At 64.3% G+C, this 13,607-nt stretch carries 25 protein-coding genes; 1 reads left to right on the forward strand and 24 read right to left on the reverse strand.

Translation table 11 applies throughout. The features are described from left to right. Nucleotides 1-3: 3 nt before the first annotated feature. The 23 genes from D7Y61_RS15225 to D7Y61_RS15335 form a co-directional block, all read right to left on the reverse strand. Entirely contained in the window at nucleotides 4-309 is a 306-nt protein-coding gene (locus tag D7Y61_RS15225) for a VpaChn25_0724 family phage protein (RefSeq protein ID WP_049451766.1), read from the reverse strand. Then, complete coding sequence (locus tag D7Y61_RS15230) at nucleotides 310-585, reverse strand: hypothetical protein (protein WP_049451767.1); 276 nt, start codon at nucleotides 583-585, stop codon at nucleotides 310-312. It abuts the gene before it with no gap. Next, the gene (locus D7Y61_RS22805) at nucleotides 582-821 is read right to left on the reverse strand and encodes a TraR/DksA C4-type zinc finger protein (RefSeq protein WP_430543714.1); all 240 of its coding nucleotides are present in this window, start codon (nucleotides 819-821) and stop codon (nucleotides 582-584) included. Before D7Y61_RS22805 ends, D7Y61_RS15230 begins: the two co-directional genes overlap by 4 nt. Beyond that, complete coding sequence (locus D7Y61_RS15240; RefSeq protein ID WP_180867365.1) at nucleotides 787-990, reverse strand: hypothetical protein; 204 nt, start codon at nucleotides 988-990, stop codon at nucleotides 787-789. The genes D7Y61_RS22805 and D7Y61_RS15240 overlap by 35 nt, the downstream gene beginning before the upstream one ends. After that, complete coding sequence (locus D7Y61_RS15245) at nucleotides 990-1,640, reverse strand: hypothetical protein (RefSeq protein ID WP_180867367.1); 651 nt, start codon at nucleotides 1,638-1,640, stop codon at nucleotides 990-992. The genes D7Y61_RS15240 and D7Y61_RS15245 overlap by 1 nt, the downstream gene beginning before the upstream one ends. Continuing rightward, complete coding sequence (locus D7Y61_RS15250; protein WP_180867380.1) at nucleotides 1,631-2,350, reverse strand: transglycosylase SLT domain-containing protein; 720 nt, start codon at nucleotides 2,348-2,350, stop codon at nucleotides 1,631-1,633. Before D7Y61_RS15250 ends, D7Y61_RS15245 begins: the two co-directional genes overlap by 10 nt. Next, a complete protein-coding gene (locus tag D7Y61_RS15255) occupies nucleotides 2,320-2,643 on the reverse strand; it encodes a hypothetical protein (protein WP_180867383.1) in 324 nt (107 codons plus the stop codon). Before D7Y61_RS15255 ends, D7Y61_RS15250 begins: the two co-directional genes overlap by 31 nt. 164 nt (nucleotides 2,644-2,807) lie before the next feature. Continuing rightward, complete coding sequence (locus D7Y61_RS15260) at nucleotides 2,808-3,323, reverse strand: hypothetical protein (RefSeq protein ID WP_180867386.1); 516 nt, start codon at nucleotides 3,321-3,323, stop codon at nucleotides 2,808-2,810. A 3-nt stretch (nucleotides 3,324-3,326) separates the two neighbouring features. Next, nucleotides 3,327-3,755: a Mor transcription activator family protein gene (locus tag D7Y61_RS15265; protein ID WP_180867388.1), complete on the reverse strand. Its 429-nt coding sequence runs from the start codon at nucleotides 3,753-3,755 to the stop codon at nucleotides 3,327-3,329. Next, entirely contained in the window at nucleotides 3,755-4,360 is a 606-nt protein-coding gene (locus D7Y61_RS15270; protein WP_180867391.1) for a hypothetical protein, read from the reverse strand. Before D7Y61_RS15270 ends, D7Y61_RS15265 begins: the two co-directional genes overlap by 1 nt. After that, nucleotides 4,357-4,635, reverse strand: coding sequence for a hypothetical protein (locus D7Y61_RS15275; protein ID WP_180867394.1), 279 nt, complete (start codon nucleotides 4,633-4,635; stop codon nucleotides 4,357-4,359). The genes D7Y61_RS15270 and D7Y61_RS15275 overlap by 4 nt, the downstream gene beginning before the upstream one ends. A 52-nt stretch (nucleotides 4,636-4,687) precedes the next feature. After that, nucleotides 4,688-4,942 carry a hypothetical protein gene (locus D7Y61_RS15280; protein ID WP_180867397.1) on the reverse strand — a complete coding sequence of 85 codons (255 nt, stop codon included), beginning with the start codon at nucleotides 4,940-4,942 and terminating at the stop codon, nucleotides 4,688-4,690. Beyond that, a complete protein-coding gene (locus D7Y61_RS15285) occupies nucleotides 4,939-5,367 on the reverse strand; it encodes a phage protein GemA/Gp16 family protein (protein ID WP_180867400.1) in 429 nt (142 codons plus the stop codon). The genes D7Y61_RS15280 and D7Y61_RS15285 overlap by 4 nt, the downstream gene beginning before the upstream one ends. 177 nt (nucleotides 5,368-5,544) lie before the next feature. Continuing rightward, nucleotides 5,545-5,778, reverse strand: coding sequence for a hypothetical protein (locus D7Y61_RS15290; protein WP_180867402.1), 234 nt, complete (start codon nucleotides 5,776-5,778; stop codon nucleotides 5,545-5,547). Next, the gene (locus D7Y61_RS15295) at nucleotides 5,771-6,097 is read right to left on the reverse strand and encodes a hypothetical protein (RefSeq protein ID WP_180867406.1); all 327 of its coding nucleotides are present in this window, start codon (nucleotides 6,095-6,097) and stop codon (nucleotides 5,771-5,773) included. The genes D7Y61_RS15290 and D7Y61_RS15295 overlap by 8 nt, the downstream gene beginning before the upstream one ends. 1 nt (nucleotide 6,098) lies before the next feature. Then, nucleotides 6,099-6,713 carry a DUF3164 family protein gene (locus tag D7Y61_RS15300; protein WP_180867409.1) on the reverse strand — a complete coding sequence of 205 codons (615 nt, stop codon included), beginning with the start codon at nucleotides 6,711-6,713 and terminating at the stop codon, nucleotides 6,099-6,101. A 22-nt stretch (nucleotides 6,714-6,735) separates the two neighbouring features. Continuing rightward, nucleotides 6,736-7,227: a hypothetical protein gene (locus D7Y61_RS15305; protein ID WP_180867413.1), complete on the reverse strand. Its 492-nt coding sequence runs from the start codon at nucleotides 7,225-7,227 to the stop codon at nucleotides 6,736-6,738. A 24-nt stretch (nucleotides 7,228-7,251) separates the two neighbouring features. Continuing rightward, on the reverse strand, nucleotides 7,252-7,542 hold the full coding sequence (locus D7Y61_RS15310; protein ID WP_180867416.1) for a hypothetical protein: 291 nt from the start codon (nucleotides 7,540-7,542) through the stop codon (nucleotides 7,252-7,254). Then, entirely contained in the window at nucleotides 7,539-7,757 is a 219-nt protein-coding gene (locus D7Y61_RS15315; protein WP_180867419.1) for a hypothetical protein, read from the reverse strand. Before D7Y61_RS15315 ends, D7Y61_RS15310 begins: the two co-directional genes overlap by 4 nt. Then, nucleotides 7,754-8,983 (reverse strand): AAA family ATPase, encoded by a 1,230-nt coding sequence (locus tag D7Y61_RS15320; protein WP_180867422.1) that lies wholly within the window; start codon nucleotides 8,981-8,983, stop codon nucleotides 7,754-7,756. Before D7Y61_RS15320 ends, D7Y61_RS15315 begins: the two co-directional genes overlap by 4 nt. Next, nucleotides 8,983-10,977, reverse strand: coding sequence for a transposase domain-containing protein (locus tag D7Y61_RS15325; protein ID WP_180867425.1), 1,995 nt, complete (start codon nucleotides 10,975-10,977; stop codon nucleotides 8,983-8,985). The genes D7Y61_RS15320 and D7Y61_RS15325 overlap by 1 nt, the downstream gene beginning before the upstream one ends. Continuing rightward, nucleotides 10,977-11,432 carry a hypothetical protein gene (locus D7Y61_RS15330; RefSeq protein WP_180867427.1) on the reverse strand — a complete coding sequence of 152 codons (456 nt, stop codon included), beginning with the start codon at nucleotides 11,430-11,432 and terminating at the stop codon, nucleotides 10,977-10,979. Before D7Y61_RS15330 ends, D7Y61_RS15325 begins: the two co-directional genes overlap by 1 nt. Before the next feature lie 65 nt (nucleotides 11,433-11,497). Beyond that, complete coding sequence (locus D7Y61_RS15335) at nucleotides 11,498-11,848, reverse strand: helix-turn-helix domain-containing protein (RefSeq protein WP_180867428.1); 351 nt, start codon at nucleotides 11,846-11,848, stop codon at nucleotides 11,498-11,500. A 161-nt stretch (nucleotides 11,849-12,009) separates the two neighbouring features. On the opposite strand from D7Y61_RS15335, the gene D7Y61_RS15340 reads away from it, so the two are divergent. Further along, a complete protein-coding gene (locus D7Y61_RS15340) occupies nucleotides 12,010-12,546 on the forward strand; it encodes a helix-turn-helix domain-containing protein (protein WP_180867430.1) in 537 nt (178 codons plus the stop codon). A gap of 498 nt (nucleotides 12,547-13,044) precedes the next feature. Here D7Y61_RS15340 and D7Y61_RS15345 read toward each other — a convergent pair whose 3' ends face one another. Then, a complete protein-coding gene (locus D7Y61_RS15345) occupies nucleotides 13,045-13,590 on the reverse strand; it encodes a hypothetical protein (RefSeq protein ID WP_180867432.1) in 546 nt (181 codons plus the stop codon). Nucleotides 13,591-13,607 lie beyond the last annotated feature (17 nt).

Consider the following 13,607-nt stretch of genomic DNA (forward strand, 5'->3'; position numbering starts at 1 on the left):
ACGTTACCGCGCGCTCGGGCGGCGGACGCCGGGCACGGACGTCATGCCGGTGGCAACGTCCTGGCCGCGCTGGGTCAGTTCGGCCACCAGGACACCGGGGACCGCCTCGCTGACCCGCAGCAGGCCCTGCTCACCGAGCCAGGTCAGGTCAGTAAGGACATCGTCCCGGCTGCCCGCCACAGCCATGTGATGCAGCCCCGCGTGCAGCGTGGAGCTGTTGGCGCGGTAGCCATTCTGTTCTGCCAGCAGGCGCAGCAGCACCAGGCGGCGGTCTTCGCGCATGCGTTCGGCAAAGGTCTTGTGGGTCATTCAATCGGTCTCCAACAGATGTTCATGGACGGTCTTCAGCATTGCGTTGGTGTTGTCGAGTTGGCCCTCCAGACTCGCCAGGCGCTCGAAAACTTGCTGGACTTCTTTGTGCGAGAGGTGATGCTGGTAGTGCACCTCCAGTTTTGTGACGCGGTCGGCCAGGCCGGAGTGGCGCCACCACAGAACGATTCCCACCAGCAGGTTGATCGACACCAGGCCCGTTACCAGCACCAGCAGTCCCACCACCATCGGCCCGGCCATCACGGGGTCGCTCATCGGGTCTCCAGCGCGCCAGCGCATGTCACGCAGCGGCGGGTCCGAGGCACGGCGCGCTGTCGGGCTTCTGGGATGCTGGCACCGCAGTCCACGCAATCCATCGGCGTCAGGATTGCGGGCGGTCCAGCCAGATACGCCTCACGCGCGAGCCGGTTGCGTTCGTGTTCTTCCCAGGCTCTTGCGTCGACCTCACCGGCCATATCAGCGTCGTCTTGCACTCGGGTGTTTCCTTCCATTGATCAGGTCGAAGAGGTCGGCCGCGCAGCCCGCGTAGGCGCGCGCTTGGCCCTCCAGGGCGGCGGCGCGGTCGCCGCGCATCTTCTTGGCTTCAGTTCTGCACCGCAGTGCCAGGTCGAGGTACTCGTTGCGCAGGGTTGCCAGGTCCTTCTCGGTTGCGCCCGCCATCACCGCAGCCCGCCGTTCGCACCTGCGACTGCTCCAGCGCCCGGCAGTACCACTGCCATGCCGTTGCCTCCCAGTCGTCCGTGGCCAGGATCAACGCCCGCCCCCGTGCGCTGCAGTCGTGATACAGGGACGCCACCAGGTCGTGATTGCCCAGCAGGGTCGCCAGGAGGTCGTTGGGTGCCATCGGCAGCTCCGGGCATTCCTGTTTCAGGCTGGCCGGCATCGCGGGCGGGGGCGGCGGTGGTGGGTTTGCCCTGATTGCTTCGGTTCCAGTGCTGCAGGACGTCAGTGCCAACGCGAACAGCGCGCAACTGAGGGCGCCGATCAAGCAACGATTCCAGCGCCGCCCGCTGGTCTTCAGTGAACCTGCGGTTCTCTTCACGGTTTTGCTCCAGGGAATTGGCAATGGTGTTCATGCGGTCGATCGCCTCGGCATAAGCAACCGCCGTATCGGCGGCCTGCGTGTGCAGCCGGGTGAGCTGTTGTTCCAGGTCCTTGATGTACGCCTGGTGTTCGGCGCGGTCCTTGATGGCGCGGCCACCCTCGGCCCAGCGATTACCTGCCCACAGGCCAGCGGCGATCGCCGTGGCCAGTAGCACTGCGATGACCAGGAGCTTTCCTGCCGTGGACTCCATCCGGGTCACTGACATGGAGAACTCCCTGGCCAGCCCGCCGCGATGTAGGCCGGTTCCAGCACCAGCAGAATCCGTCGCGGATAGCCAATGTTCTCGCGGTGCGCCCAGTCGGCGCGGGCACGGAACTTGGCCACCTGGTGCCAGTCGTTGGAGTCGGCGCCGGCCGCGTATGCCAGGCTGCGCTCGCGGTTCAGGGCCTTCTCGCCGCCGTTGTAGGCGCGGAAGGTGAAGGCCCAGCGGCTGCACTCGGACATCGTCCCACCGCCGTACACAGCAACGCGGTCGAGCAGCCAGCGGTCGTACAGAGCCGCTGCCAGGATGGCCTGCTGTGCGTTCCAGGGGTCGAACGCCGCCAGATCCTTGGGGAACACCGTCGCGATCCACGTTGCGGTCTTGGGCATGAACTGCGCGATGCCCTGGGCGCCGACCGGCGACCGCGCGTCAGCACGGAAACCCGACTCCTGGTGCAACTGCGCGGCCAGGCGCGCCGGACTGCCGTGCACGCCCCAGGCTCGCGCTGCGGCCTGTTCGACACGATGGCGGTACAAAGCCGATGCAGGAGCGACACGGACTGCCGTCCGCTTCGGCTCCGCAGCCTGGGCGGTGCGACAGCTGCCGATTGCCAGGACTGCAAGCATCGTCAGGACCACCGCCGCCAGCAGCCGCAGCGCCCGGTCGGGGTAGTCGCGCCGCCTCATCCGATCAACCCTGCCGCGATCATGCATGCGGCGATCAGCGTCACCCGGCGCGTCTGCGCCATCGACTTCTCCAGGCCATCCTGGAGGTGCCGGGGATCAGCGCCACGGAAGACGGTCAGGTCCAAGCCAAAGCCAACGGCTGCCGCCATCGTCAGCTTGGACGCGGCCCAGATATAGGAAGCCACCAGCACCGGGTTGATCGGGGCCACCATCGCCAGCAGTGCCAGGCTGATGGCGAACCACAGCCAGACATGGCCGATTCGGTCGAGCAGCGACCCGATGGCCGAGGTAAATCGCAGGAAGGGGTTGTTGGGTTGCATGTGCACTCCGCTGTTGTGGGTAGCGGGTGCGATGCCGGCATTCTTCCTGCCATGCCGCCCCCGTGGTACACAGCTTCCGCGCGAGGGCCGATGAATCGGGATTAACAACCGTTAGTGCAAAAAAAAAGCCCCGCATGCGCGGGGCTTCTTCGGAGACGCCGAGGTTACGGGGCTGCCAGTTCCATCTCAACACGCACCCGGCCAGCTGTCTCGGTCAGTCGCTGCTTGGCGTGCACGACGCCCTCCTGCCACTGAGGGCTCCCGTCCATGTGGACCATGCGGAAGTTTTCGTAGTACGCCATCTGAGCCGAGAAATCCTCTTTCATTGCCGCGCGCAGATCGGACTCTGGCAGCGTGCGAATGGCAACGGCGTACTTCTTGGCGATGTCCTTTCTGCGGTCCTGCGCCAACAAGGCGAAGTCGGCGAGCGAGGCCGGGCCCGGAGTGAGCCGTTCCTTGCGCATCAGGGCATTGGCCTGCATGAGGGAAATGTCCGCCTGTACGGCAGACTCCATCACTACGCTGGACAGCTGGTCCAGGTTCTCCACGGCAATGATCGGGTTTCCCGACTGGCCTGCCGCCGACACCTGGGCACCGGCCTGGGTGATCACAGCGCTATCAGTGTGGTTGGCGCAGCTCGCCAGGGCGAGCAAGGCGAAAGCCAGCAACGTGTTCTTCATGTCTTACCCCTGTTCCTTGAAGTCAAAATGACTCTGCACCTTGGAAAGATGCAGCTCCTTCTGCTCGCGGCAGATTCGATAAACGCTGACATCCGTCAGCCCATACTCCCGCGCCAGTTCCTGAATGTTACCGCGCTTGGCCCGCCTGTAAATCTCGGCGTCGCGGAGGGCGTTGCGCAGGCGCTGCCCACGCGGGAGGTACATCATTCGGCCACCGGCATACTCGGCCTGGGCGAGGACGCCAGCCAGGGCGTACCTGGTTGCCATTTCCTCGTCCGCGCCGCTTCGCTGGAAGGCCAATTCCATCACCTGCACCAGCGCGACCAACTGAGCCGCCCATCGCGACTCGGGCAGATCGATGCCACCGCGCTCAATGAGTGCGGCAGCTTCTTCGCCTTCGGGCATGCGGATCAGATCGCGCTGTTCAACCATCACACCTCTCCGTATTTCTCATGGGCCTTGCGGCGCTCTTCCTCGGCTTCCGCAGCGGTGTACTGCTCAAATTCCTCCATCTGAGCAATCCATGCCAACTGGCGCTGCAAAGGTGTTTCTGCATTGGGTGAGGGATCAATGCCGGTAGTTCCGGTACTGCGCACCAGGTGTTTCCCCGAACGCGTGTCTTCCTCGCGCTTGCGCTCCGCCGCCGCGTCCTGCTTGTCAGCCAACCCGTAGACCACGGCGCGCAGATAGCCGTGCGAATCCAGCGGCAGCGAGATGGCCGACCGCTGAGCGAGCATCTGCTCGATGCCCGCTGTCCAGACCGCTGGCCCTGCAGGGCGGCGAACGCCCGTGCGTTCGTCCTTGCAGACGTCACCGGTTGCGACCAGCTCCGCCACGTCCTGGGCGATCTTTACCGCCCGCTGCAGTCGAAGTGAACTCTTCGGCGGCTTGAACAGCCCGAGATAGCCCAGGACTGCCTTTGCCAGCTCCTTAGTGGGCATCTCGGCCATGGTCATTGCCAGGCGCTTGCCGTCCTCTTCGACAAAGAAGGTGGCGATGTGGCCTTGGCAGCCACACTCGGGGCATGTCGCTTTCATCCTTCATGCCCCAGCAGACGCGGCTTCCGAGTACGGGCCGTGGGCGCTGGCGTCTCTACCGATGCCCGGACGTTGCGCGGGGAGACCATCTGCATCTCGCAGCGCGGCCGCTCGCCGGCAACCCAGTTTCCAAAGCCCCGCTCCATGTCGTGCTCGACCTCGACGGCATTGCGCAAGAGCGCCATAGCTTTGAGCCCGTCGGTGGCAGGCATCAGCACCTGCACGAACCCAATGGTCACGATGCAGCAATCCTTCATTTCCCGCTTTGCGCTCATCGTGCGCCCCCTTCCATCTTCGTTTCAGTCCAGGTATTCAGCATGGTCTTCGTCAGTTGACCCGCAGGTCCGTCATCGTGAGGAAGGGCGGGTTGTCCAGGCTGCGTGTCGCCTCAGCCAGAAACTCCCGTACAAACTCATCCCGCTGGCCACCGGCTCGCAGCAGCTCAACCGCGATCAGGGTCATCTGTGTCAGGTATGGGAACACCTGCGGCGGCGGGAGCTGTGCGACCCGCTCAAACGTCATCTGCAGCGCCTCCTTTGTGGAGCCCCTCATTGCCTCTTCAAACTGCTTTTGATTGCTCACTTCTTCTTCCCTCGGTTTGCGTCGATCTGCAGGGCGGCGATCAGTCGGTGCAGCTGATCGCCTTTGAGCCATTCCAGGCGTTCCACCTGAAACATGCGTTTGGCCACGGCCAGTGCGTAGCTCCAAGGACGGCCGGCGTCAGCCAAGAGCGCCTCGATCTTCTGCAGCATCGGGGTGTCATCGACCGTATCCGGCCGGCCCGGGAAGGCGGCGCTACCGCCCACCTTCTTGGCTCCGGTGAATCCCAGCCGCCGCAGCTCGCTGATGACCTGGTCGCGCTCACCGACCGACATACGAGCGGTTGAGTCCTTTCCGGTCACGCGACGCAACAGATCCCGGTAAGTGGCATCGTCCAGCCCGAGCTGGGTAGCGGCCAGATGGATCTTGGCGATCTGTGCACGGCGCGGGTCTTTCTTGGCAGTCACAGCGCAACCTCCTGCCGATCATTCAGTGCCGCGCGGAGAGCGTTCTGCCACGCTGGGATCGGCGCGCCGGCCGCGTCTTGCAGCTGCAGCAAACCTGGGCGATCCAGCTGCACGATTCGCCCGCCAGTCTCCAGCACAGACTGGACCTGTGCCTTCTGGGTGAGGGGGCTGGGGCGGTTAGCCATTGCTGCGCTCTCCCTGACTCTCTTCCTCGGCAGAGTCATCAAGCGCGGCAGCGCTCATGCGCAGGAGCTTGTGGGCGATCTGCCTGGTGCTTACGGCCGTCTGCCCGTCATCCGAGCATTCAAACAGCGCCACAGCACACGCTGCAATCACGCGGGCATCGTGTTTGGCATCGGGGTTGTTGAGGATCTTCATCGACTCCTCGCGCTTCAACGTAATCTCAGCCATGGGCCAACTCCACTCCTGCGACGGCGCCCTTGATGGGAAGCGGGGCCGCCTTGTCTTCAAACCGCACCAGGTTGGGATGCTGCGGATGGCGGTGCATGATCCACGGGAAGACACCCTCACCGCGCAGGCCGATGTACTCGATCGCGTCCCGAACCATCGCCACGTCTTCGTCGTAGAGCCTCGGCGCGTCCAGGTCGTAGTGCTGGACCCCGTCGATGTAGACGTCCTTGGCAAACAGCTCGATATCACTGCGGACGGTCTTGTCGGCAATCTCCGCAGCGAGCTGCACGAACTCCTGATAGGTATGCTGCTCGGCCATGTCACACCCCCGCCATGTCGAGGGTGATGGGCTGATACTTGCCCTTGTCGTCGCGCTCGTAGACGCGCACGTAGGACTTGCTTCCCACCACCTGGACGGCTTGACCGATTGCCTCCATCGCCCGCTGCCAGCGGTCGTCCTCGATTTTCAGGCGACGCAACGACAGAACCTGACCCGTGCGGATGTTTCCCTGGTTGTCCAGGCGGAAGGCGTCATTGATGATCGCCCGGATCTCAGGGCTTGCATCCTCGGTCCACTCGATCAGGCAATCATCAATCAGCGCTTTGGCAGCCTGCAGACGCTCATCGAACCGGATGCTCTCCTGGATCTGGCGGATGATCTTGTAGCGCCCGTCGAACGTCATCAGGGTCACGTTGCCCTTCTTGCCGCCGATCACCACGCGGTACTGCTCGGCGCTCAGCTGGACGAAGGCAGCGATGTCCGCATGCGCGCGCAGCTTGAACGCCGCCAGCAGCGCGTGCAGGCGCTTGGCCTCGGTAACCAGCTCTTCAACCAGGTCATCGCGTGCCTGGTCGATGGGACGGATGTTCTTCTCCGGCACCAGGTTGCCCCTGGCGTCCTGCCTGTAGCCGACGGGAATGGTCGCGGCGTGCATGGTATTGGTCTCCATTTCGTGATCAGCGGGTAACGGTGTCGGCTGCTGCACGGGCCGCGCGGTTTGCGTCCAGCAGATGCTGGATCGCCTTGTGTGGCAGTTCGTTGCTGCAGGCGTCGACCAGCACTTCGTCCAGGTCCTGGGTGATGGCGTTGATGCGATTGCGCAGTGCAATTGGGTCATCCTGCCGGCTCGCGCTCGGGGACATGAGCGCCGGCACCTTGATCGTGACCTTTGCCTTTTCCAGGGCAAACGGGGCTGCGCTTGCGACCGTTGCCGCGTCCTGACCAAGGCGGACCAGGGAGTGGATCGCAGCGCCCCCTGTGCCCGTGGTCTCCAGTTCGCCCTGATGCTGCAGCTTGAGCACTGCGCAGGCCCGTTCTGCTGCGGGCACGTCTTCCAGGGCATCGCGCAGTTGGGCTGCCGTGAGCATGCCGCCGGCATCATGAGCGGTGGCGACGATGCGGCGCCGCACCTCTGCTTGCTGTTCGTCAGTGAAGGGGGTGTTGTTCATTTTGAGTCTCAGTTCGGTGTTGGCTCAGTGGCGGGTCTGGATGGCCAGGGAACAGACTTCCCATTCGATCTGACACCCGAAGAAGGGCGCGGCCATCACGGCCCGCTGGACCATCTGGCCCGCACCCTTACGGACGTGCTGCACGCCAGCCAGGAAAGCGTGGTCACGCGGCGGGTCGATCACGATCAGCGGCTTTCCGCCAGTGATTGAGATGGACCGGGGGACGCAACCATGGCCGGCGAGCTGGGAAACGGCGCCCTGGGCGGTCTTCAACAGGTCATCAAAGGTCGGCATTGCCTTGGTGGAGTTGTTCATGCGGGGAACCCTCTCTGTACGGTGGCGTGGGCTTTGGATTGGTTGGCGAGCTGGAGCAACTCACCGACCGTCAGGGCGTCAACCTGGGCGCCGCGATCGGCGATTGCCTGGATGACGTGGCAGCGCAGGGGCAACTCTTCTTTGCGGTCGAGCTGGCTGATGCCTGCAACGGCACTAATCAGGTCGGCGGTAATCCGGGGAATTTGCGCGCTCATGCGGCGAAACCCCCAAGCTCCTGCGCTGCATAGCGAATCGACTCGCAGCACATGGGCTCCTTCTTTGCCTTGGCGTAGACCGCTGCCAGGCGCAGAACTTTATTCAGCACGCGCAGGGCGCCGGGGCGATCCGCGATCTGGCGGATCTGCTCGCGGCAGCTGGTGTCGGTGATGTTCCAGGCGTCGATGATTGCGTCCGCATCGCCCTTGACCGCCTTGTGGACAATCAAGCGCTTTCCGACGCGGCTGTAGAGACGGTCGAGGAACGGGGCACGGTTGCCGCCGGTCATCTGCGAAATCACCCGCTCGTTGCCCACAAGCACCAGGCCGATGCCGGTTTGGTCGTTGATCGCGCGGACCTGGTCCAGCGCCTGCACGGTCAGGTGCTGCGCTTCATCCAGGATCAGCAGGCCGTTGGTGTTGCGGACCTTCTGGAAGATGGCGCGCTGGATGTAGGCGGCGGTGTTGACCAGGTCGCGCAGACCCATGACGCCGGCAATCTCCTGCAGGCAAGTCAACACGCCACCGGTCGCTGGAGTCAGTTCAACGTGCCAGACGTTCGGGTTGACGGCGGCATAGCGCTTGTTCGTGACCGTCTTGCCGAGGCCGGCGCCGCCCGCGATGACGGCGATGTCGCCGGCCATGTGGGCGTACTGCAGCACGGCGCGGAGCTTCTCGCTGGTCGGGGTGCGCACATAGTCCGGGCCTTCGGGGAGGGCGCCGTTGCTGATGCGCTCATCGCGGGACGCGAGCCAGCCAGAGAGCTTCCGGGCCACGTTCTGCTGGCTGCCGGCGTAGGTGCCGCCCAGGAACTGGGAGAGCGTGGCGCTGCTGAGGTCCGACTCGCGCGCCAGTCGGGCCTGACTGAGGTTGGTGTCTTCCTGCAACGTGATGCGCAGCCGTTCCCGCAGGTCGGCAAGCTGTTCGGGATTCAGTTCTTCGGGGGTGATAGAGGTGACGGCCAGGTTCATCGTGAGCGGTTCCTTGGATTGGTGCGGGTGCAGCGGGGAGACAGGTGGAAGGGGCGGACGTTTCAGCGAGGCCAGTCTTGATTTGCGGCGGATGACACCGCCGCCAGCCTCTGTGGCCTTGGGCCGGATTCGGTTATCGACACCGGAGCGCAGCCGCAGCTGCGCTTGGTGCCTGGGCGGGTGTGATCCCTCGTTACGGATGCGCTGCAGGTACGCTTGGCGCCGCTGGTAGCCGGTGGCGAGGCTCGTTTTCATCAGGCCTCCCCATCGGTTGCGCTCCAGAGGCTGTTGCGCTGCTGCTCGGACTGCATGCGGTCCATCAGCGACACAAAGGCCGTCTGGTTGTCGTCGGTGCCGGTGCGCTGCTGCACGATGCGTTCGGCTTCCTCGGTACGCGCTGTCTTGCGGCGGCCGAACATCGGCGCGATAACGCCCGCCTGCGGCAGTTCTTCGGGCATCGGCGAGGGCAACTGGGCGGCGACCTTGGACACTTCCATCCGACGCTCGGCGTCCAACTGCTTGCGGGTGGCCGTGCGATAGTTCTTCTTGGCGCGGGCGTGTTCGCGGGCTGCGCCGGTATCAGCAAAGCCGACTGCTGCGATGCACTCGGCCTGGCCGATATACACGTTGGCCAGGGTGTAAGCCTGCACCGCCTGGTGAAGCTGTTCCGGGTCAAACCGCAGCATCAGCTTCTGGCCCGCGTAAGGGGCGATGGCTTCGCTCCAGTACCGGTTGCCGGACAGGCGCACCGAGCCATCGCGGCGGTCGCCGATCACGACGTCGGTCGACAGCAGCAGCTCGCGCAGCTGTTCGGGCGTGGCCTTGCGGATCGGCGCCTTGGAATAGCTCTCATGGAACGCGGCGTCGAAACTGCGGCCAGCAGCGGTACGGGTGCGCCGACCTTCGCGGGCGTTGTGCGCGGCGATTTCCTCGTTGACCACCCTGACAAATTCGTCCAGGGCGATCGCCTTGCTGCCGTAGTTCTCCGGCTTGGCGTCAGGCTTGTTGCCGGTGTAGGCACCCGCGAACGCGGGATGCTTGGCGATGCGGTCGCAGAGGTCACGCCATGCGCGCTCGATCGGCTTGGCCTGGCCGTGGTACGGCGTGGCCCAATGAATCTCGCAGCCCATTGCGGTCAGGACACCGGTCGGATCATCCTCGCGGACCTTGAAGCGGAATCGGTTCTTGGTGCCGCCCGTGAGCATCTTCGAGGCGAAGCCGCGACCGTTGTCCAGCCAGACCTTCGACGGGATGCCGTAGCGCTCCATGACGTCACGGAACGCGAAGCGCGCCAGGTCGGCCGACTCGGTCTCAGCGATGCGGTAGCCCAGCAGCTTGCCGCTGTAGAGGTCCTGCACGCCGACCATGATCGGCCGCGCCACCGTGCCATCGGGCCACTTGGCGAACACGTCGAACTTGTGGCCGTCGCTGTTGACCGCCTCCAGGGCATGGAACACAGAGCGGTCGCGCTCCTGAGTCGGGAAGGTCTGATCGAACTTCTCCTGACCCTGGCGGGCCAGCACCAGAACTGCACGCGGCAGTTCCGCGTCGATACGGCGCTGGAACGTCTTCAAGCACGGCAGTGCCGGCCATTCCGACTTGATGGCGGCGATGCGCTTCAGGCGGTCATAGCAGCTGCTGGCAGTGGGTGCTTCAACACGGAGATAGTCCGCCTTGAACAGATCCCATGCCTCGGTCGGGATTTCAACACGCGCAGTGCGGCCGGTGTAGGCCGGCACCAGCATGGCCAGGCGGTGGTGCTTCTCCACCTTGGCTACCAGGGCCGCCCAGCGGCCAAGGCTGGCCACGCTGGCACCGCCAACGTTCTCGCGCTGCAGTTGTGCAGCGACCAGGGCGCGCGCATCCATGACTGACCGGCCATCGGCGACCAGCTGATCTACCGCCTGCAGAGCGCGCAGGCGGCGGTGCGCTTCGTCTTTGAGGTGCTGGGGCACGGCTTCGTATCGCTTCCAGGCAGAGGCGATGGCGTCCGCGCTGGACTGCCGGGGTGTGGGCGGGGCAACTACAGGCGCAGCGGCCTGCGTCGCCAGAGCTACCGCCGCCTGCATTTCGAGCGGGAGGCTGGAGACCGCAAAGATGCGCTGTTGGCCACCACGGACCGTGCGGGACTCAAATGGCCACTTTTCGCGGTTGGCGCGGATTTCGATCGCGCGCTTGGACTTGCCGAGGGCACTGGCCAGCGAAGCCAGATCGATGCTGCCCCGATTCGGCACGGAACCGTCTGCCATTACCCGCCGCTCCTTTCGCTCAGGGTGCGGAGGGCACGAAGCCGCTTCAACGAGCTGGCTCGCTCGCGCTCCGCCCGCCCGATTTCGGCGTCGAGCGTGTCAGCGCCCAGCAGCAGCTGGCCACCGATGGTGTCCGCCTGCCAGCCAGCCAGGTCGGCGCTGTTGCACACGACTTCCAGCACCGGGGCGAGCCACAGGGGGATGTTGAAGGTCTGTCGGCTCGGGGCGGTGTAGCCGTCGAGCATCGCTTTCGAGACATGCTGGCCGGTTAGCCGGCTGGCGCGGGCAGCCACTTCGTACCGGTCCAGCCCAGCGGCATGGGCGGTTTCGAGCATCTGGCCGACCATCACGCTGACGGCCTCGCGGAAGTCCATGGTTCCGGGAACCTGGGCAACCGGCTGAGGGGTCAAAAAGAAGTCTTGCGGGCGGAAGGCCTGGCGGGGGTGACGATTCATCCTTGCGTCTCCTGCAGGTGGGCGGCGCGAGTGCGCCTGGGGGAAGCTGTAGATAGATGCACCCTTCATTGGGAGGCACCCATTTGTGGATTGCGGCCTACGCGGAGGCTGCTAGGCTTTGCACCAGGGGGTAGCAGCGGCTTGCGCCCTCCCTGGCCACGGTTCGGTTTGCCGTCGGCGTCATACCGGGTGGGCCAGATGGCCTGGGGCGGCTTGCCAAGCGCTTCAGCGATTAGGGCCTCGGCCTGCGGGTATGGCCGGCGAAGGGCGGTATTGAGGCTGGTAGCGTTGGTGTAGCCATTCAGTAGTGCGAGCTGGCGCAGGGAGATTCTTCTGCGATGCAGCGCCGCTACGATGTCGGCGGGATGCCAGTCCGTAGCAGGACTGGCTTTTCTCGGGGCATTCGTTGCTGACACTTCGTACCTGTCCGTTGAGTGATGTCTACGGGGCAGATGCTAAACCCATTTGGGTGCTTGTCAACAACCGTTTGTGTTTCGCACTTCGCCATTCGCACCACAAATGGGTGTCAAAGAGAATTTGCCTTGATGAAACAATTACTTACAGGAAGTGCGAAACGATGAGCGCCCGCGAAAATTCGGTTCGCACTTCCGAGGAAGAAAGCGCGAAACCCGTTTGGTTGTCGATCGGTGCGCGATTGGCCACCGTTCGGGGGTTGCGTACCCAGGGGGACATGGCCGCGCTGATGGGGGTTGCAAAGAACACCTACGGGCGGTTTGAGCGGGGCCTGCGCGAGATTGGCGCTGAATGCCTGGCTGTCCTGGTCAAAGAGGGATGGAACGGCAACTGGCTTCTCACCGGAGAGGGCCCGGAGCGCCTGGATTCCGGCCCGATCCAGCGTCAAAACAATGACTTGCCGCAGTCTCAGGTGGTGCGCCACGCGTCTGTGAAGATCGCCGCGCAGTTGCTTCAGGAGGCGCTTGATGACGCAAATGCCGCCCTGGCCCCGGCCCAGTACGGCGAGGCGCTTGTTCTCCTGGCGCAGCTGCTGGAAAAAGGACTGCCGGAGGCCGAGGTTCGGCCATTTGCCCGGCAGACAGTCGGGATGATCACCACAGGGGCACCGAATGGAGCAACAGCGTCAACTGGTAGGTAAGTTGAGGGCAATCTTGGGGGACGCGATCCCCCGACATCCTCGGAACGAAAGGAATCTGGAGCCGGTGACAGCGGCTCACCTCAGACGCGCGCGCACCAGGTTCGAGATCCGCGACATAGCGACGCGGTACGGCTGGCAGGGCGAAGTGGAGCGCGCTCTAGTGCGCTTTGAAGCCCCTTCGCTCAAATACCTGGGCGGTGATCAGCTCGACCAGGTGTTGGCACAGCTGCGGACCCTGGAGGAATGCCTCCAGACCCCCTGCGATCCGCCCGACTCGCCACCGGCCCGTTAAAGCCCCCTTCAAACGCCAATGAAACGGCCGCCATCTCTGGCGGCCGTTTTGCATTTCATGTGTCTCTGGCGGTCAATCCGGGACCATTTCGCAAACCTACCGATATCTATCGATAGAGGTCGCTCAGAACGGGCAAACCTAGCAACGGCGGGGCTTTCATCCCATTTCGTCCCGTTTTTTCCCGTTCTTTCCCCTGTAATCAATCCTCAAGTCCCCCCACAGCGGCTGGTGCGGCGCATCTCCAACAGCAGGCGGTGCGCAGGAAACGTGCGCAGCGTGGGATGCCGTTGTCGATGATAGGCGTTCCAATAGCTTGCGGCACGCTGCATGCATCGCTCGAAGAAGGCGGCGTTCTCGCGGACCAGGGGCGCGTAAGCGGCCAGGCCGATCTGCCGGGCATGGTGATCGACCACCAGCGCGATCTCTTCGACATATTCGTTGAGCAGCGCGAGGTGGAACGCCAGAACCCACGGCGCCGATGCTTGCCCCAATGCCTCGACGGCCCGTTGCCGCAGGAAGCCATCGGGATGCCGGGTGGCCAGGCACAGGCACAGCAGGCGGTGATCGCCCTGCAGGGAAGATGCCAGGCGTTCCAGGCGCGGGACGTCGGCGTAGATGCGATAGGGGAAGCGCAGCACTTCCCCATCGATCATCAGCCGGTAGTCGTTGTTGCTGGGCTGCGCCTGGATGCGATCGAGCCGTTGCTGAAGATCACGGGCGATGCCATGCAGGTGGGGAGGTACATCGAACATGATGCGAGTATCGCCTG

Origin of the sequence: Stenotrophomonas maltophilia, from assembly GCF_013464485.1 — a bacterium.
GTDB classification, from domain to species: Bacteria; Pseudomonadota; Gammaproteobacteria; order Xanthomonadales; family Xanthomonadaceae; genus Stenotrophomonas; species Stenotrophomonas maltophilia_AW.